We start from the raw sequence: 17,648 nt of genomic DNA, 5'->3' as shown, positions 1-17,648 counted from the left end.
CATAGCCCATGGCCATTTCCAGCCGTCTGCCCAGACACCTGCTCGCCGCCGCCTTCGTGGTGGCGAGTCCGATGGATGCCTTCGCCGAGGATGGCGAGGACAGCCGCCAGCACAAGTCGGCGCCGGTGCAGCTCGATCCCGTGCAGGTCACTGCCACCCGCGGCAGCGCTGGCAGCTTCGAGGTGACGCAGCCGGTGACCGTGCTCAGCGCCGAAGACATCGGCAATCGGAGTCCGCAGGTGATGGGCGAGCTGCTGCGCGGCGAGTCCGGCGTGTACTTCCAGCAGACCGGGCCCGGCCAGGGCATGGCCATCGTCCGTGGCCTCAAGGGCTCGGGCGTGCTGCATCTGGTCGATGGCTTCCGACTCAACAACGCCTTCTTCCGCTCGGCGCCCAGCCAGTACATCGCCCTGCTCGATCCCTGGAACATCGACCAGATCGAAGTGGTGCGCGGCCCCAGCTCCACGCTCTACGGTTCCGACGCGATGGGCGGCGTGATCCAGGTGCGCACGCCGGAAACCCGCTTCAGCGGCAGCCAGATCGCTACCGCCGCCGAGACCCGTCTGCACTACGGCAGCGCCGACTCCGCGAAGGTGGGCCGGGTGAAGCTCGCCGCCGGCAACGAGAAGCTCTCGCTCACCGCCGGCTACACCATCGCCAACTACGGCGATCGCCAGATCGGCGGCATCGGCCAGAGCGCCGACGGCGCCGGCAATATCAGCCTGGGCGACACCGTCGGGCCGGGCGAGTACACCTCCCGCGCCTACGACTTCAAGGCGATCTGGGCGGCGACGCCGGCGGACGAACTCAGCTTCGCGGTGCAGTACTTCGAGGTGCCGCAGATGTTCCGCTACAACGAGATGGTGCCGGGCTCCAATCCGCCGCCGGCCTCGCGCATCCAGGCGCTCTACGACAACAACCGCGCCTTCTATCACTTGCGCTGGCGGCACAGCGCGCCGCTGGGTTTCGTCGATAGCCTCGATGTGCACCTGGGCCGGCAGATCATCAACGACGACCGTTTCGACAACCCTTCCGCCAACCCGAGCCGCTACGACCGCGAACAGAACCGTTCGACGCTGGACGGCCTCACCGTCGCGGCGCAGACCGCGCTGAATCCGCAGCACACGCTGCGCTACGGCACCGAGCTGTACCGCGACGCGGTGGACAGCACCAAGCAGCGCAGCGGCAACAGCGGCGCGACCTACACCGAGAGCTCGGGCAGCACCAGCTTCAAGAGCCGCTTCCCGAACGGCGCCAGCACCGACAACTACGGCGTCTATCTGGAAGACCTCTGGGCCTACTCGCCGGCCTGGCGGGCCAACCTCGGCGGTCGCCTCAACTACACCGCTACCACCTTGCCGGCGGCACCGGAGTCCGACCGGACCATCGCCGGCGAGGTGGACAACACCGACTACAGCGCCCAGCTCGGTCTGCGCTACGCGATCTCGCCGACGCTGGCCTGGACCAGCAACCTCGGTCGCGGCTACCGCGCGCCGAACATCTTCGACTTAGCGCTGGTCGGCGACCGTGGCGGCAGCCCGGCGCGGCCCTTTGTCGCCAACACCAGCCTGAAGCCGGAGAGCCTGCTGTCGCTCGACACCGGCCTCAAGTACCGGTCGGGCGGCACGGTCGGCGAGTTCAGCGTCTTCTACTTCGGCTACCGCGACCAGATCTCCACCGACAACCCCAGCCGCGTGGTGCCGCAGGGCGAGCAGGGCTGCACCGAGGCGGCCGGCTGCTACCAGGCCGAGAACCTGCCCAGCGCGACCTACTACGGTTTCGAAGGCTCGCTGCGCCAGCCGCTGCCGGCCCGACTCACTGTGCGTGCCACGCTCAACTACACCTGGGCGGAGAAGGAACTGGCCGACGGCAGCCAGGAGCCGGGCAACCGCATACCGCCGCTCAACGGCGTGCTCGGTCTCGACTGGCAGGCGCTACCCAAGCTGGTGGTCGCACCCAGCGTCTGGTTCAACGACAGCCAGCACCGTCTCGATGGCCTGGACCAGACCGATGCCCGCATCGCCGACGGCGGCACGCCGGGTTTCGCGGTGGTCGACCTCGCTCTGCGCTGGAGCCCCAGCGAACGGCTGCGCCTGCAACTGGTGGGCGAGAACCTGCTCGACAAGAGCTATCGCGAGCACGCCTCCGGTATCGACGGCCGCGGCCGGGGCGTCGGCCTGACCCTGGAGGCTGCGTTATAAAAAATTCCCTGGGTGGTTTTTTTGGGGCCGCGAGTGCATCGCGGCCCCTTTTTTGTCCGCCACCTGTCATGCCGGCTGGCTAGCATGGAGCGGTGAACTCCCGCGCCGCGCCGCCCGAAGCTCTGAACGACCTGCTGCACCGGGCCGATCAGGCGGCGCGCGCCGGGCAGCCCGGTGCGCAGTTCGAGGCGCTGCTGTCCAGCCTGGACTGCACCGTGCGGCCGCATGCCGGCTGCGACCGTCTGCTCGACTTCCTGCTCGCGCACCGACCGCGCGCGCGCCACGCCGATATCGACCGCGTCTGGTGCCTGGCGCTGGACGAGGTCTGGGCGCGCCCCACCGAACTGGCCTCGCCGCTGGCCGACTACCTGGCGCTGAGCCCGGTGGTCGCTGCGGCTCTCGACGATCCTGATCCACCCCCGGCGGCCTTGCTGGAAGTGCTCGAAGCCGATGCGTTGCTACACCGCCTGCTGGCGCTCAGCCCGCTGCCGCAGCCGCGCTGGGAGGCGCTGCTGGTGGCCGTGACCGGACAGTTGCTGGCCGCTGCGGCGCTGGCCTGCCAGCGCTATCCGCGCCTGCTGCGGGCGCTGGCTGTTTGGGCGCAGCAGACTGGGCGTATCGCGTTGCCATCCTCCGACGCCGCCCTGCGCGCTGCCGCCCATGCGCCGCTGATCGCCGCCGCCGCGCTCGGTCAGCCGCCTTCCGAATCTGTGCTCGCCTGGGCCTTTCTGGCCGCCGCGCCCGAGCCCGGCGAGTGGGCTGCGGTGCTGTCTTTGCTGCCGGCTGGCGTACTGCTGCGCCGGCTGCTGGCCGAGCCGCTGGAGGAGGCGCGCCTGGCGCGGCAATGGCCGCCCGCCGTCACCGCCGATGCCGGACTGGCCGCCCAGTACGAGAGCGATCCCTATCCGCGCTGGCAGGCCGAGCCACGCCGGCCCTGGCCGCCGCCCGCCGCCGTCGCCCGCCTTCTGCCGGCGCGGCCAAGAGTGCTGATCGCCGGCTGCGGCAGTGGCCAGCAATTGCTGCGCGCCGCCGACCGCTATCCGGGTGCGCGCCTGCACGCGCTGGATTTTTCCCGCAGCAGCCTGGCCTACGCGCAGCGCGCCTGCGCCGCCGCCGGATTGCGTGAGCTGGACTGGCGCTGCGCCGATCTGCTCAGCCTGGTCGGCAGCGGCGAGCGCTACGAGTTGGCCGAATGCATCGGCGTGCTGCACCACCTGCCGGACCCGGCCGCAGGTCTCGCGGCGCTGGCCGCGGTGCTGGCGCCCGGCGGCCTGCTCTGCGCGGTGGTGTATAGCGCCCGCGCGCGCGCCGAGATTCGCCGCCTGCGCGCACTCTGGCCGGCGGCGGCGTTCGAAGGCGATGGCGAAGCGCTGCGACAGGGCCGCGCCGCCTATCTGCGCGGCGACTATGGGCTGCCCGATCCGGCCATCGTCGGCGCCATCGATTTCTACTCGCGCGCCGGCTGCCGCGACCTGCTGTTCAACCGCCGTGAGCGGCACTACCGCTTGCCGGAATTCCTCGCCGAGGCCGAGGCGGCCGGCTTCGAGTGGCTGCAACTGGAAGCGCCGCCGGCGGCGGCCGAGCAGGCCGCGCGGCGCCTGGGTCTGCCGGCCGAGCGTCTCAATGCCAGGCAGTGGGACGCCTACGAGGCCGAAGCGCCACGCAGCTTCGGCGGCATGTACCAGGTCTGGCTGCGCCGTCGCGGCTGAGCGCCGGATCGCGGACAAAAAAATAGGGCCCGCTCGCGCGGGCCCCAGTGACCACGGGGTTAACCGGGGAATCAGAAGCCGATCACGCCGCCGTCCTTCTTGGTGATGACCAGGGTGGCCGAGCGCGGCCGACCGGCCTTGGTGCCGGCCTTGGTCGCATCGCTGCGGTCGTAGGGCCAGGCGCTGGTGTACTTGGTGGCGGTATTGCTGTCGGCGGCGTTGACATCGCCGGCCAGCGTCTCCTCGCCCGGATGCTGGATGTTGACGAACATGGTCTTGCCGTCCGGGGTGATGTCGATGCCGGTCAGCTCGCACTGGCTGGGGCCGACCAGGAAGCGCTTGATCACCGGCTTCACATCGAAGGCGCTCGGCGGGATGGTGACCAGCATCTGGTTGTTGCAGAGCTTGCCCATGTCGTTGCCGTGCGGATTGTCGGTCTGGATCCAGAGCAGGCCGCGCGGGTCGGCCCAGAGACCGTCCGGCGAGCCGAAGTCGTTGTCGGCGCTCAGCTCGGAGAGATTGTTGGCGGTGCTGCTGGCCGGCGAACCGAACACGAAGATGGTCCAGGTGAAGCTGGTGGCGGCGGGGTCGTTGCCGGCTTCACGCATGCGCAGCACCTCGCCGAACTCGTTCTTCACGCGCGGATTGACCGCGTCCACGCCGGGGTTGGTGCCGACGCCACGGTTGGTGTTGTTGGTGAGGGTGATGAACACGTCGCCGGTGCCGTGATCGACGGTGCACCACTCCGGGCGGTCCATCTTGGTCGCACCCACCGCATCGGCAGCGGCGCGGGTCTTCACCAGCACCTCGGCCTGGTCGGCGAAGCCATTGGCGGCGGTCAGCGCGCCGGTGCCGGCGACCAGCGGAATCCAGCTGCCGCTGCCGTCGGCGTTGTACTTGGCGACATAGAGCACGCCGTCGTTCAGGTACTTGTCACCAGAGGCGATGCCGCCGTTGGCGTCGGCCGCGTTCCAGGCCTGGTTGGGCACGAACTTGTAGACGTATTCGAAGCGCGCGTCGTCGCCCATGTAGAAAGCGAACTTCTTGCCGGCGGCAATCACCGAGGGATAGGCGCACTCGTGGGCCATGCGGCCGAAGGTGCTGCGCTTGACCGGGGTGACCGCAGCATTGATCGGGTCGATCTCCACCACCCAGCCGAAGGTGTTGGCCTCATTGCGGTAGTCGGCGCTGGCGTCGGCGCCAACGGTGTTGAGCTGCCAGCGCGCGAAGCGGTCGGCGCTGCCGGCGGTGGCCCAGCGGTAGCTGCCCTTCTGGCCCTTGTTGATGCCGTAGCGGCTGTACTCGACGCCCGTGGCGGCTTCGCTGGCGTTGTCGAAGTAGCCAGCCCAGTTCTCCTCGCAGGTCAGGTAGGTGCCCCAAGGGGTGTAGCCGTAGGCGCAGTTGTTGAGCGTGCCGCGGCTCTTCAGACCGTCGGTGGAGAACTTGGTCTTCACCCACTTGGAGCCGGCCACCGGACCAGCGAACTTGGCCTCGGTTTCCGGAGTGATGCGGCGCGACAGCGCCGAGCCAGCAACTACTTCGAACTTGCCGGCGTTCTTCTTCACCTCGATCAGGCCAACACCGTGGGCGTTGATCTCTTTCACTACTTCGTCGGCGACGGTGCGGTTGCCGCTGGCGTCAACCGTGGGGCCGGCCGCATGCAGGAACTGCTGGTTGATGTTCTCGAAGTTGATGGCGATGACGCCGCGGTCGCTGCTGTTGGGGTCCAGGGCTCCGGCGGCGCTTAGGCCGAAGAAGTACATGCCGTCGTGGTGGTCGCCGGCGCGGCTGGCCATCTCGTCGCCGGTGATGTCCTGCAGCTTCTTGTCGCCTCCGGCGGCGTTGATGAGGTCGCCGGTGGCAAACAGCACCGAGGCGCTGTAATCGGAGGGAATCACCACGCGGTCTTCGAGGCTGCGGGCGACGTTCTTGGTGGCGACCACCGGGCCGCCGTCGGGGCCGTCGCCGCCGCAGGCGCTGAGCGCGCTGCCGGCAAAGCCGGCGGCAACCGCAGCGGAGAGGCCGCCGCGCATCACTTCGCGGCGGTTCATGGTCGCGGCGAGCACATTGCCGAAATAGTTGGGGGAATTCAGTACGTCGCCGTGGTCGACGTTCTCGGTATCGTGTTCGTGCCGGTCGAGAGACATGGGGGTTCCTTGCTGGTGTGGTGCTGGGATCTGGGCGGCGTCTAGGCGCAGCGGACGGACTCTAGAAAGCCCGTGTGAAGGCCCGGCTACGGTTTGGTTACAGCCCCGTCATCGGACTGATGGAAGGGGCTGCCCGGCGCCACGGCGCGGGAGTAAACTGCGCACCTTTTCGCCAACCCGATCACACTTTTGGCCGTCTCCCTTCCGGTCGTGCAGGTCGCCGTCAGAGCCGATCCACGTGCCCATCAGTACCAGGTTCGCCTGCGCGTCTCGGCGGCTGCGGGCGCGCTCGAATTCCGGCTGCCGGCCTGGATCCGCGGCAGCTATCTGGTGCGCGACTTCGCCAAGCATGTGTTCGACCTCAAGGCTTTCCGTGGCGGCCTGCCGGTGGTGTTTGAGCGACTCGACAAGTCGCGGTTCCGGGTGGCTGCTGGCGAGGGCGAGATCGAGCTGGACTACCGGGTGCACGCGCTGGACGACTCGGTGCGCAAGGCCTGGCTGGACGTGCGCCGCGGCTTCTTCAACGCCTCCTCCCTGGTCTACTGCCCGCAGGGCTACGAGCGCGCCGGCTTCGAGCTAGAGATCGCCCGCCCGGACGATGCCGACTGCGCCGACTGGCGGCTCGCCACCGCGCTGACGCCCCTGGCCGTCGATGCCGCCGGCTTCGGCCGCTATGCCGCGCCCGACTACGAGACCCTGATCGACAGCCCGGTGGAGATGGCAGCGTTCCGGCGCATCGACTTCGTCGCCGCCGGCCTGCCGCACACGCTCACGCTCTCTGGCCGCTGCGAGCCCGACGAGGCGCGGCTGGCGGCGGATCTCGGCAAAATCTGCGCCGCGCAGCGCGAGATGTTCGGCCGCGAGCCGGCGATGCCACGCTACTGGTTTCTGACCAATGTCACCGCCGGCGGCTATGGCGGCCTGGAACACCGCGAGTCCACCGCCCTGGTCTGCGCCCGCAACGACCTGCCGCGTTCCGGCGACAGCGCCCTAAGCAAGGAGTACCGGGCCTTCCTCGGGCTGGTGAGCCACGAGTATTTCCACCTCTGGAACGTCAAGCGCATCACCCCGGCGCCGTTCGCCGAGAGCGATCTCTCCGGCCCCGCGTACTCGCGCGACCTCTGGCACTACGAGGGCGTCACCAGCTATTACGACGATCTGTTCCTGCTGCGCGCCGGGCTGATCGAGGCGCCGGTGTATCTCGATCTGCTCGCCGAGGCCGCCACCCGTCTGGAGCGCACTCCGTCGCGCCGGGTGCATACGCTCGCCGATGCCAGCTTCGAGGCCTGGATCAAGTACTACCAGCCCGACGACAACAGCCCCAACGCCAGCACCAGCTACTACGTGAAGGGCGCGCTGGCGGCGCTGTGTCTGGACCTGCGCCTGCGCCGCGACTCCGCGATCAGCCTTGATACGGTTCTGCAAACCCTCTGGAGCCGCTACGGCCGTCTCGAGAAGCCGGCGCCGGAAGGCGCGCTGGAGGCGGTGGCTGCCGAGCTTTCCGGCCTGCCGCTGCAAGCGTTCTTCGATGCCGCCCTGCGCAGTACCGAGGAGCTGCCGCTGGCGGAGAGCTTGGCCGATTTCGGCGTGCGCGCCGAGCGCCGCGCCGCCTGCGGTGAGCAGGACCAAGGTGGCCGCAGCAGCGGCGGCAGTCCACAGCAGCAGACTCTCGGCCTGAAGCTGAAAAGCGACGGCAGCGTCGCGCAGGTGCTGGCCGGCTCTGCCGCTCAGCGGGCGGGGCTCGCCGTTGGCGACCAGCTGCTGGCACTCGACGGCCTGAAGCTCACCGCCGGTCAGTTTTCGCGTCGCATCGACGCGCTGAAGAGCAATGTGCCGGCCGAACTGTGCTGGTTTCGTGGCGACGAATTGATGCGCGCCGCGATCTGTCCGGAGCCGGCTCCCGCCGACACCTGGACGCTGAGTTTGATCGAGGTCATGGACCCGGCCGTCGCTGCCCGACGTAAAAGCTGGCTCGGAGTCTAGAAGGAGTTTTGCCTATGGCGATTGCCCGCGAAAGTTTGCCCTTGAACGCACCGCCGTTTCCGGGCATTGCCGAAGCCGAGGTTGCCAGCCTTGCCGAGCTGTTCGACGCCCGCGTGCGGCTGACGCCGCAAGGCGCGGCCTGCCGCTGGTTCGACGCCGCCGCGCGGGACTGGCGCAGTCTCGACTGGGCCGGCCTCGATGCCCGCGTCGAGGCTTTTGCCCGTGGTCTCGCGACCCTGGCGCTGGAGCCGGGCGCGCGGGTCGCGATCCAGCTCGACAACGGCCCCGACTGGGTGGCCGCCGAGCAGGCCATCCACCGCCTGGGCCTGGTCGCAGTCGGTATCTACGTGCAGGACACCGCCGGCAGCGTTGCTCACATCCTGGAAGATTCCGGCGCCAGCCTGGTGTTCCTGCGCGAGGCTGCGGCCTGGGAGGCGGTGCGTGGCCTGGCACCCCTGCCGGCGCTGCGTCAGGTGGTGATCCAGCGCGGTGCCGCCGGCGCCGAGCGCAGCACGACGCTGGCCGATTTTCTTGCCGCTGGCCGCGACTACACGCGCCCGGCTGCCGATCGCGAGGCGCTGGCCAGCCTGGTCTATACCTCGGGCACCACCGGCCGTGCGCGCGGCGCGATGCTGACGCACGGCGCGCTGCTGGCCAACGTCTTCGCCTGCGGCCGCGCGTTGCGCATGCGCGCCGACGACCGCCTGCTGTCGTTGCTGCCGCTGTCGCATTCCTTCGAGCGCACCGCCGGTTGGCACGGCGCGGTGCTCGCGGGTGCCGAGACGGCGTATTCCCGCGGGCCTGAGCACCTGGCTGAGGATCTGCGCCTGGTGCAGCCCACCGGCCTGCTGGCGGTGCCGCGTGTCTACGAGCGCCTGTACGCGCGCTTGCTGCGCAATGTCGATGACGGCCCGCTGCACCGGCGCGCGCTGTTCCATCTGGCGGTGCAGTCGGCCGAGAGCCCCAAGGGCAGTGCCCGCCAGCGCTTCTCGCGGCGGCTCACCGGCGGCGTGGTCGAGGCGGTCCGCGTCGGCCTCGGCGGTCGGCTGCGCATGGCCATTTCCGGCGGCGCGCCGCTGTCTGCGCACATCGCCCGCAGCTTCGCGGCGCTGGGCCTGCCGGTGCTGCAGGGCTATGGCCTCACCGAGGCTGGGCCAGTGGTCAGCGTCAATCGCCCAGGCGATGCCGATCCGGAGTCCGCCGGCCCGCCGCTGGACAATGTCGAAACCCGTATCGGGCCCGACGGCGAGCTCTGGGTGCGCGGTCCCGCACTGATGCGCGGCTATTGGAAAGACGAGGCGGCGACCCGCGCGGTGCTCGACGAGGCCGGCTGGCTGCACACCGGCGACAAGGTCAGCCGCCTGTGCTGCGACAAGCTCTACCTCACCGGCCGCATCAAGGACATTCTGGTGATGAGCACCGGGGTCAAGGCCGCCCCTTGCGAGATCGAGGCCAGGCTCACCGCCGAGCCGATGTTCGAGCAGGCGGTGGTGCTGGGCGAGTCCCGGCCCTATCTGATCGCCCTGGTGGTGCCCGACGCCAACCGCTTCGCGGCGCTGCGCCAGAGCCTGGGCCTGCCGGCCGGCTTCGAGGATGCCGAAACCCGCGCGGCGTTGGAAAAAGCCCTATTCAGCCTGTGCCGGGAAAAACTCGCCGATCTGCCGGCCAGTCACCAGATACTGCGCTTGGCCTGGGTGCCGCCGTTCACGCTTGCCAACGGCCAGCTCACCAGCACTCACAAGCCGCGCCGGGCGGTGATCGCCAAGGCGCATGGGGCGGAGATCGAACGGCTCTACGCCGGCCACTGTGGCAGTCACGCCACCGACTGCTCGCGCAACGCCGAGGTGCGTTGACTGGCGCCCGGCCGCCGTGCCGGGTTAGGGTTTCGGAGTGCTCCACCGGCGAGGCCTCCGATGCGTTCCCTGTTCGCACTGCTGCTCCTGCTCGCCGCCGCGGGCGCTAACGCCCAGACCGGCTCTGCCTGCAGCGAAAACCTGTTCGGTCGCATTACCTGCGACTACCAGACGCTGGCGGTCGGCAGCCCCTCGCGGGAAGTGCGCTACCAGTTGCCGGCCGGGAGCGCGCCCGTCGGCGGTTGGCCGGTGGTTCTTCTGTTCCACGGCACTGGCGGCCTGATTTCCTGGGCGGCGCCGGCCAGCTCCACCGGGGCGCTGACTTTCGGCAACTACTATCAGGTGCAGGCTCTGCGCGATCTGCTCGCGTCGGGCTACGCGGTTCTGGCGCCGCCGGCGACCAGCGTCAGCACGGCCTGGCAGACCAACAACATGTCGGCCTGCCCGGCGAGCGGCTGTACCCAGAACAAGGGTCCGACCGCCGAGCAGTACCTGGGCACGGCGGACGATCAGTTCTTCCAGGCCTTGTTCTCGGCGATCGACGCCAGTCAGGCGGGTAGCGGCTTCGGCGCCAAACTGGACGGCAGCCGGCTCTACGCGGCGGGCATTTCCAGCGGCGGTTACAACAGCAGTCGCATGGCGATCAACTACGCCAGCCGGTTCCGGGCGCTGGCGGTGCAGTCGGCGTCCTACGCCAATTGCTCCGGCCCCGGCTGCGTGGTGCCGGCGCTACCTTCAGACCATCCGCCGACGCTCTTCCTGCACGGCGCGGGGGATGACATCGTGCCGCTTTCCACCATGCTGCCCTACGCCGCCTTGCTGGGGAGCAAGGCCTATACGGTGGTGGACTACAGCCGCGGCACGAAGCTGCTGGGCGACACCCGCTGCGATGCCGACAGCCAGGCCAACTGCAAGGTCGGCCACCAGTGGATCCAGATGGCGCCGGTGGAAATCCTCAACTGGTTCAACGGCCACCCCTAGAAGAGGGCCTCTGCCCCCCTAGAACGTCCCTGCGTTGCCGGCTAATAGCGCGTCAGGCCAGCAGCTTGGTCATGCAGGCCGCCGTGGACGGACAGACGCTGGTGAACTCGGTGAGCAGGCGCAGCGCCTTGGGTGCGGTTTCGCGCTCGGCGCGGGCGTAGCCGGCGCGGGCGAAGAAGGGCTCGGCGGTGGTGGTCAACAGCCACAGGCGGTTGGCGCCCTGCTCGCGGGCGCTGGCTTCCGCCGCCGCCAGCAGGCGATGGCCCAGGCCATGTCCTTGGGCGCGCTCGGCGACCGCCAGCGAGCGCAGCAGCCGCGCCTCGCCTTCGCCCTCTAGCCCGACCACGCCCTCCAGTTCCTCGTCGCGTTCGGCGAGCAGGAAGTGATCGAGATGTTCGGCGGTGAGATCGCTGTGCGGCAGGTGGGCCGCGCTCAGCAGCGCCAGCACCGCCGGATAGTCCTCGCGAGTGGCGGCACGGATGGTCAGGCTGGAGTTGCGGCGGCGCGCGCCGCGGGCCGGCGAACCGGTCGGCGTAGCGTGGCGCGGATTGGGAGTCTGGTGATGATTCATCGGTCGGCGGTGGGCCGGAAAGCACGATCAAGGGCGCGGATTTTACGCTGCCCCAAAAAGGGGCGCGGACGGTTCGTTTAATTCCCAGGGACCGCGGAATGCTGATACCAGTTCCGGCTGCGGTTGACCACCGCCACCACCGCCAGCATCGCCGGCACCTCCACCAGCACGCCGACCACGGTGGCCAGCGCCGCGCCGGAATTCAGGCCGTAGAGGGCGATGGCGGTGGCCACCGCCAGCTCGAAGAAATTGCTGGCGCCGATCAGGCAGCTGGGGCCGGCAATGGCATGCGGCTCGCCGACCGCGCGGTTGGCGAAATAGGCGACGGCCGAGGAGATCGCGACCTGCAGGGCGATCGGCAGCGCCAGCAGCAGCACGATCAGCGGCTGCGCCAGCAGAGCTCGGCCCTGGAAGCCGAACAGCAGCACCAGCGTCGCCAGCAGGGCCAGCATCGAGACCGGCCCCAGCCGCGCCAGCCGGCGTTCCAGCTCCGCCGGGCCGCGCCGCAGCCAGTGCCGGCGCAGGGCCTGGGCCAGCGCCAGCGGCAGCAGGATGTAGAGCGCGACGCTGAGCAGCAGGGTGGCCCAGGGCACCGGCACCGCCGCCACGCCCAGCAGCAGCGCCACCAGCGGCGCGAACAGCAGCAGCATCAGGGCGTCGTTGAGCGCGACCTGGCTGAGCGTGTAGTTGGCGTCGCCGCCGACCAGCCGGCTCCAGACGAAGACCATCGCCGTACAGGGCGCGGCGGCGAGCAGGATCAGGCCGGCGACATAGCTGTCCTGCTGGTCGGCCGGCAGCCAGTCGGCGAACCAGTGGCGGATGAACAGGCCGGCCAGGGCCGCCATCAGCAGCGGCTTGAGCAGCCAGTTGACCGCCAGCGTCACCCCGAAGCCGCGCCAGTGCCGGCGCAGCCGGCCCAAGGTGGAAAAATCCACCCGCACCAGCATGGGCACGATCATCAGCCAGATCAGCGCGCCGACCGGCAGGTTGACCTGGGCCAGCTCCAGCCGGCCGATGGCGGCGAAGGCGTCCGGCAGCCACTGGCCGAGCAGGGTGCCGGCGAGCATGCACAGCGCCACCCAGAGCGTGAGTCCGCGCTCGAACAGGTTCATGGCGCGGGCCTTCAGGCCGGCTGCTGGCCGATCTGCCGCGCCTGTTCGCCGAGCTTGAGCTGATCAAGCTTGTCGAAGGGCAGGGCGGCGAACAGCTCGATGCGGCGCTTCAGCGTGAAGAAGGCATCGCGGAAGGCGCGGCGCTGGGCCGCCTCGTCACCGGCGGCCGGCGGGTCGGGCAGGCCCCAGTGCGCGGTCACCGGTTGGCCCGGCCAGTAGGGGCATTGCTCGCCGGCGGCGCTGTCGCAGACGGTGAACACGAAATCCATCACCGGCGCGCCGGGCGCCGCGAACTCGTCCCAGCTCTTGCTGCGCAGGCCGGCGGTGCTGACGCCGTGGGCGGCCAGGGTTTCCAGCGCCAGCGGATGCGGCTGGCCCTTGGGCCGGCTGCCGGCGGAGTAGCCGACGAACTTGCCGGCGCCGATGGCGGGATCGTTGATTAGCGCCTCGGCGAGCAGCGAGCGGGCGGAGTTGCCGGTGCAGAGAAACAGGACGTTGAGCTTGCGGGGTTCCATAGGAAGGGCCGGTCGAGGGCTGGATCGGAGTGTTCAGCAGCAGCCGCTGCGCGGGGCGCAGCCGCCCTTGTCGAGTTTCGGTTTGCCGCCGCCGGGCATGGCGACCAGGGTTTCGGTCGGCGCCGGGCAGCAGGCGCTGGCGGCGGGCTCGGTGGTGCCGCCATTGAAGGTCGGCGCTTCGCCCAGGGTCTGGAAGGTCTCCCAGGCGATGCCCTGCGGATCGGTGCTCCAGTGCTTGTCGGAGCGCGCGTAGCAGCAGGTGGTTTCGCCTTCCACCTCCAGCGCCAGTTCGGCGCCCTGCAGGCGTTCGCGCTGGGCGGCGAGTTCCTCGGGGCTCGTCACCTGCAGGCCCAGATGATCGAGGCCGGGTTTGGCGCCGCGGGCGGAGATCGCGAAGTTCAGGCGGGGGTCGTCGAGCATCCACTTGGCGTAGTCGGGCTTGACCACCGTCGGCGCAGCGCCGAACAGGGCGCTGTAGTAGCGGATGTTGCCGGCGAGATCGGCGACCGAGACGTGGACGTGAAAGCGCTTGCCAGCGCTGGGCGGGGTGGTGGTCATGACGGGGCTCCGGTGGATTTCGGCGGGCAGCAGGCGGTGTTGGCGGCGTCCGGGCCGGCGCCGGCGCAGCAGTTCTCGCTGAGGTAGGCGAGCAGGGCGGTCATCTGCTCGAAGTGGGCGCTGTAGATGATGTAGCGGCCGTCCTGCCGGGCCTGGATCAGGCCGGCATAGGCCATTTCCTTGAGGTGAAACGACAGGCTGGCCGGCGAGACCGACAGCGCCTCGGCGATGCGCCCGGCAGCCAGGCCGGCCGGGCCGGCCTGCACCAGCAGGCGGTAGGCGGCCAGACGGGTTTCCTGGGCCAGGGCGGCGAGGGCGGCGACGGCGGTCTTTATTTCCATATTTAAATTGTGGTTTAAGTGTTTAATTAATGCAAGCGCCTTTGATCCCGCCACATAGGGCTGTTCGTCCTCGGTTCGCGGGAACCTGGCCCCGGCCTTGCTAGGGTGGCGTCCATGTTCAAACGCTGGCTGGCCAAGCCCCCGGGCACCTTCAACTACTACTTCGACGACGGTCTGCGCGTTCAGGTCTCGCCGATCCGGCCCGAGCACGCGCCGCGCTTCGAGGCCGGCTACCAGCAGCTCTCCGAAGCCTCCCGGCGGATGCGCTTCTTTGGCCAGCTCAGCGGCCTGTCGTCCAAGCAGCTGGAATTCCTCACCCGCCCCGACGGCCGTCTGCACATCGCCTATGGCGCGCTGAACCTCGCGCAGCCGGAGGAGCCGGGCGTGGGCGTGGCGCGCTGCATCCGACTGGATGGCGACTCCCGCATCGCGGAGATCGGCATCACCATCCTCGACCAGTACCAGGGGCGCGGTGTCGGCCAGTTGCTGCACGCCTGTCTGCACCGGGCCGGCTACGTGGCCGGACTCAAGCAGTTTCTCTACGACGTCTCGGCCGACAACGAGCGCTTCATCCGCCATCTGCTGGCGCTGGGCGCGCGCCAGGTGTCGCGCGACCGCGATGTGGTGCGGCTGATGATGCCGGTCTACGGCAACGCGCGGTCGGTCAGCACCGCCACGCCGGCCGCCGCGCGCTTCAGGGTGCTGCTGGCCGCGGTGACCGCCGCCGAGCCGGCGCTGCCGCTGGCCTGAAGTTTTTGGGCCGCGGCTGCGGCGCGGTTTCCGGCTAGCATGGGGCGCATGACCACTGCGCTTTCCCGCCTGCGCGACCGCCTGCCGGCCTCGCTGCGCCCCTATTTCGAATCCGCTCCGCTGGCCGCCCTGCTGCTGGGTATTTCCTCGGGCTTTCCCTACGCGATGATCGGCGCCACGCTGACCACCCGCCTGGCGCAGGACGGCATCAGCAAGAAGAGCGTCACCGCCTTCTCGCTGGCCTTCCTGGTCTACAACTTCAAGTTCCTGTGGGCGCCGCTGGTGGACCGCGCGCGCCTGCCGCTGCTTGGCCGCTACGGCCAGCGCCGCTCCTGGCTGTGGCTGTCGGCGGCCGGCGTGGCGGCGGCAGTGAGTTTCCTGGGCTTTGCCGACCCCGGCGCCAGCCTGGGCACGGTGGCGCTGGCGGCGATCCTGGTCGGGGTCGCCGGCGCGACCTTCGACATCGTCATCGACGCCTACCGCATCGAGCTGCTGGAGCCGCACCAGCTGGGCATAGGCTCGGGCATGTCGCAATACGGCTGGCGCATCGGCTCAGTGTCGGCCGGCGCGCTGGCGCTGCTGGTGGCGGATCGTGGCGGCTGGGCCCTGGCCTATGCGCTCTGCGCCGCCTTTGCCTTGCCGGCGGTGCTGGCCGGCCTGTTCATGGGCGAGCCAGCGCGCCATCACCAGCCGCCGGGGCGGCGGCGCGGCCTGGGCGAGGCGCTGGATGCGGTCATCACCCCGCTGACCGAGTTCTTCCGCCGGCGCGGTGCCTGGCTGGTGCTGCTGTTCGTGCTGCTGCACAAGATCGGCGACACCCTGGCCAATCTCACCGTGCGACTGTTGCTGGACGATCTCGGCTTCAGCAACGAGGAGATTGCCACCTACGACGTCGGTTTCGGCTTCATCGCCTATCTGGTCGGCATCTTCATCGGCGGCGTGCTTTACGCGCGGCTGGGCATGAAGCGCGCGGTGCTGCTGAGCCTGGTGCTGATGGCGGTGTCCAATCTTTCCTTTGCGGCGTTGGCGGCCATCGGCCATAGCAACGAGTTTCTGGCCTTCACCATCGGCTTCGAAAACATCGCCAGCGGCATCGGCGGCGTGGTGGTGGTCGCCTATCTCTCCGCGCTCTGCAACCTGGCCTTCACCGCCACCCAGTTCGCGCTGCTGTCGGCGGCGGCGTCCATCGTCGGCCGCTTCCTCACCGGCACTAGCGCCGGGGCCTTGATCGAGAGCTTCGGCTATGTCGACTTCTACCTGCTGACCACCCTGGTGGCGCTGCCGGGCGTGCTGCTCTACGCCTGGCTGTGGCGCTCGGGGGTGGTGGAGCAGTCGATCGTGGAGGCGGACGTGCGCCGCGAGGCCTGATCGCGGGTGCGGCGGGGCTGGCGGCGAAGGCACAAGTTCCAGGCGCCGTCAAGCCGTAATCCGGGTATTCGGGGCCGGGACTTTTGGGAGAGAGTTCTCGAAATTCCGGAACCATGCCCGCCAGGGCCCAGAGGAGAGTCTGTATGTCGTCCGTCGCCGCCCCCGTCACCCTGCGCGAAACCCCGGTGGTTCCTGGCCTGCCTCTGCTGGGCAGCGTGCTCAGCATGGCCAAGGATCCGGCCCAGTTCTTCCTCCACTGCTACCGCAAGTACGGGCCGGTCTGCCGGCTCTCGGTGCTGGGCCATCAGTACGTGCTGATGTCGGGCATCGAGGCCGCGAATTTCATGGGCACCCGCGAGGGCAAGGAATCGCTGCGCTCCAAGGAGTTCTGGGCTGGCCTGGCCAACGAGTACGGCGCCAGCCGCATGCTCACCGGCGAAGACGGCGAGAGCCACAAGCAGCTGCGCGACATCATGCGCAACGGCTACTCCAAGGAGTCGATCAAGGGCCGCTACAACGAGCTGGTGCAGATCACCGATGGCTCGCTCCGGCGCGACTGGCCGGTGGGCAAGGAAGTGCCGGTGGTGGAGGCCATGCAGTACATGGTGGTCGACCAGCTCGGCACCATCCTGACCGGCGCTGCGCCGCTGGAATACGTCAAGCCGATCCGCACCGCGATCCTCTACATCCTCAACGTGCTGGTCACCCGCCAGCGCCCGACGATTCTGCTCAAGCGTCCGCAGTACAAGAAGGCCAAGGCCAAGGTCTTTGAGCTGGGCAACAAGATGATCGCCGACGCCCGGGCGCGCTACGGCAAGATCAAGGTGGAAGACCGCAATCTCATCGACGACATCTTCGCCGCGCACATGGAAACGCCGGAGATCATGCCGGCCAGCGATCTCATCGTCTCGCTCACCGGCCCCTACGTCGCCGGGCTCGATACCGTCGCCAACACCACCGCCGCCATCGTCTACACCGTGCTCAAGTACCCGGAGGTGAAGAAGCGGGTGCTGGCCGAGGTCGACGCCCTGTTCGACGCCGGCGAGGTGGATGAAGAAGGTCTGCTCAAGAAGCTGCCGGCCCTGCAGGGCGCGATCATGGAAACCATGCGCCTGTACCCGATCGCGGTGGCGCAGATGCGCACCGCGACCAAGGACTTCGTGTTCGAGGGCCATCTCATCAAGGAAGGCGAGATGATCTACATCGGCACCAGCGTCACGCACTTCATGGACGAGTACTACCCCGACGCGATGAAGTTCGACATCGACCGCTACCAGAAGCCGCGCGCCGAGCATCTGCGCCCGGGCGCCTACTCGCCCTACGGCCGCGGCCCGCACACCTGCCTGGGCAAGAGCCTGGCCGAGGTGCAGATCGCGCTGTCGATGGCACGGGTGTTCTACAAGCTCGATCTGGAGCTGGAATCGCCCAACTACGAGCTCAAGACCAAGACCGCGCCGACGCCCGGCCCGGCGATGGACTTCAAGGTACGGGTCAAGGGTCTGCGGCACTAAAGAAGCCTGGCTGGCGCCACCGTCGCGGTGGCGCCCCGACCACAGGGC

Annotated in this window: 14 protein-coding genes; 8 read left to right on the top strand and 6 right to left on the bottom strand. The window is 69.2% G+C overall.

The features are described 5' to 3' along the window. Nucleotides 1-8 precede the first annotated feature (8 nt). A complete protein-coding gene (locus AC3WT6_RS00160) occupies nt 9-2,201 on the top strand; it encodes a TonB-dependent receptor plug domain-containing protein (RefSeq protein ID WP_492651523.1) in 2,193 nt (730 codons plus the stop codon). 92 nt (nt 2,202-2,293) lie between these two features. Then, nucleotides 2,294-3,910 carry a methyltransferase domain-containing protein gene (locus tag AC3WT6_RS00155; RefSeq protein ID WP_492651522.1) on the top strand — a complete coding sequence of 539 codons (1,617 nt, stop codon included), beginning with the start codon at nt 2,294-2,296 and terminating at the stop codon, nt 3,908-3,910. Between the two features lie 71 nt (nt 3,911-3,981). On the opposite strand, the gene AC3WT6_RS00150 is transcribed toward AC3WT6_RS00155, so the two are convergent. Then, nucleotides 3,982-6,057 carry a PhoX family protein gene (locus AC3WT6_RS00150; protein ID WP_492651521.1) on the bottom strand — a complete coding sequence of 692 codons (2,076 nt, stop codon included), beginning with the start codon at nt 6,055-6,057 and terminating at the stop codon, nt 3,982-3,984. Between the two features lie 210 nt (nt 6,058-6,267). Between AC3WT6_RS00150 and AC3WT6_RS00145 the strand changes: the two genes are divergently transcribed. The 3 genes from AC3WT6_RS00145 to AC3WT6_RS00135 are packed head-to-tail and all read left to right on the top strand — an operon-like array spanning nt 6,268 to nt 10,874. Then, complete coding sequence (locus tag AC3WT6_RS00145; protein WP_492651520.1) at nt 6,268-8,040, top strand: M61 family metallopeptidase; 1,773 nt, start codon at nt 6,268-6,270, stop codon at nt 8,038-8,040. Nucleotides 8,041-8,081: 41 nt separating this feature from the next. Continuing rightward, complete coding sequence (locus AC3WT6_RS00140) at nt 8,082-9,893, top strand: AMP-dependent synthetase/ligase (protein WP_492651519.1); 1,812 nt, start codon at nt 8,082-8,084, stop codon at nt 9,891-9,893. Nucleotides 9,894-9,953: 60 nt separating this feature from the next. Then, nucleotides 9,954-10,874: an extracellular medium-chain-length polyhydroxyalkanoate depolymerase gene (locus AC3WT6_RS00135; protein WP_492651518.1), complete on the top strand. Its 921-nt coding sequence runs from the start codon at nt 9,954-9,956 to the stop codon at nt 10,872-10,874. A gap of 52 nt (nt 10,875-10,926) precedes the next feature. Here the strand turns inward: AC3WT6_RS00135 and arsN2 are convergent, their stop codons facing one another. The 5 genes from arsN2 to AC3WT6_RS00110 form a co-directional block, all read right to left on the bottom strand. Continuing rightward, nucleotides 10,927-11,445, bottom strand: coding sequence for an arsenic resistance N-acetyltransferase ArsN2 (arsN2, locus tag AC3WT6_RS00130; protein ID WP_492651517.1), 519 nt, complete (start codon nt 11,443-11,445; stop codon nt 10,927-10,929). Between the two features lie 77 nt (nt 11,446-11,522). After that, nucleotides 11,523-12,557, bottom strand: a complete 1,035-nt coding sequence (arsB, locus tag AC3WT6_RS00125) for an ACR3 family arsenite efflux transporter (RefSeq protein ID WP_492651516.1) — start codon at nt 12,555-12,557, stop codon at nt 11,523-11,525. A gap of 11 nt (nt 12,558-12,568) precedes the next feature. After that, nucleotides 12,569-13,072 (bottom strand): arsenate reductase ArsC, encoded by a 504-nt coding sequence (locus AC3WT6_RS00120; RefSeq protein ID WP_492651515.1) that lies wholly within the window; start codon nt 13,070-13,072, stop codon nt 12,569-12,571. A gap of 33 nt (nt 13,073-13,105) precedes the next feature. Next, a complete protein-coding gene (locus AC3WT6_RS00115) occupies nt 13,106-13,630 on the bottom strand; it encodes an ArsI/CadI family heavy metal resistance metalloenzyme (protein ID WP_492651514.1) in 525 nt (174 codons plus the stop codon). Then, nucleotides 13,627-13,971 (bottom strand): ArsR/SmtB family transcription factor, encoded by a 345-nt coding sequence (locus AC3WT6_RS00110; protein ID WP_492651513.1) that lies wholly within the window; start codon nt 13,969-13,971, stop codon nt 13,627-13,629. Before AC3WT6_RS00110 ends, AC3WT6_RS00115 begins: the two co-directional genes overlap by 4 nt. Before the next feature lie 114 nt (nt 13,972-14,085). On the opposite strand from AC3WT6_RS00110, the gene AC3WT6_RS00105 reads away from it, so the two are divergent. From AC3WT6_RS00105 to AC3WT6_RS00095, 3 genes are all read left to right on the top strand, one after another. Further along, nucleotides 14,086-14,721 (top strand): GNAT family N-acetyltransferase, encoded by a 636-nt coding sequence (locus AC3WT6_RS00105; RefSeq protein ID WP_492651512.1) that lies wholly within the window; start codon nt 14,086-14,088, stop codon nt 14,719-14,721. A 48-nt stretch (nt 14,722-14,769) separates the two neighbouring features. Continuing rightward, the gene (locus AC3WT6_RS00100; RefSeq protein ID WP_492651511.1) at nt 14,770-16,089 is read left to right on the top strand and encodes an AmpG family muropeptide MFS transporter; all 1,320 of its coding nucleotides are present in this window, start codon (nt 14,770-14,772) and stop codon (nt 16,087-16,089) included. 143 nt (nt 16,090-16,232) lie between these two features. After that, the gene (locus AC3WT6_RS00095; RefSeq protein WP_492651510.1) at nt 16,233-17,600 is read left to right on the top strand and encodes a cytochrome P450; all 1,368 of its coding nucleotides are present in this window, start codon (nt 16,233-16,235) and stop codon (nt 17,598-17,600) included. The last annotated feature ends 48 nt before the right edge of the window (nt 17,601-17,648 follow it).

Source organism: Stagnimonas sp. FW305-C-60 (assembly GCF_058782965.1).
The sequence above is the reverse complement of the archived record's forward strand: the minus strand, read 5'-3'. Positions and strand labels throughout refer to the sequence as shown.

Bases quoted from the DNA above. Each gene is read 5' to 3' on its own strand.
- AC3WT6_RS00160 (WP_492651523.1), top strand. From the start codon at position 9: ATGGCCATTTCCAGCCGTCTGCCCAGACACCTGCTCGCCGCCGCCTTC.
- AC3WT6_RS00150 (WP_492651521.1), bottom strand. From the start codon at position 6,057: ATGTCTCTCGACCGGCACGAACACGATACCGAGAACGTCGACCACGGC.
- AC3WT6_RS00135 (WP_492651518.1), top strand. From the start codon at position 9,954: ATGCGTTCCCTGTTCGCACTGCTGCTCCTGCTCGCCGCCGCGGGCGCT.
- arsN2 (WP_492651517.1), bottom strand. From the start codon at position 11,445: ATGAATCATCACCAGACTCCCAATCCGCGCCACGCTACGCCGACCGGT.
- arsB (WP_492651516.1), bottom strand. From the start codon at position 12,557: ATGAACCTGTTCGAGCGCGGACTCACGCTCTGGGTGGCGCTGTGCATG.
- AC3WT6_RS00120 (WP_492651515.1), bottom strand. From the start codon at position 13,072: ATGGAACCCCGCAAGCTCAACGTCCTGTTTCTCTGCACCGGCAACTCC.
- AC3WT6_RS00115 (WP_492651514.1), bottom strand. From the start codon at position 13,630: ATGACCACCACCCCGCCCAGCGCTGGCAAGCGCTTTCACGTCCACGTC.
- AC3WT6_RS00110 (WP_492651513.1), bottom strand. From the start codon at position 13,971: ATGGAAATAAAGACCGCCGTCGCCGCCCTCGCCGCCCTGGCCCAGGAA.
- AC3WT6_RS00105 (WP_492651512.1), top strand. From the start codon at position 14,086: ATGTTCAAACGCTGGCTGGCCAAGCCCCCGGGCACCTTCAACTACTAC.
- AC3WT6_RS00100 (WP_492651511.1), top strand. From the start codon at position 14,770: ATGACCACTGCGCTTTCCCGCCTGCGCGACCGCCTGCCGGCCTCGCTG.
- AC3WT6_RS00095 (WP_492651510.1), top strand. From the start codon at position 16,233: ATGTCGTCCGTCGCCGCCCCCGTCACCCTGCGCGAAACCCCGGTGGTT.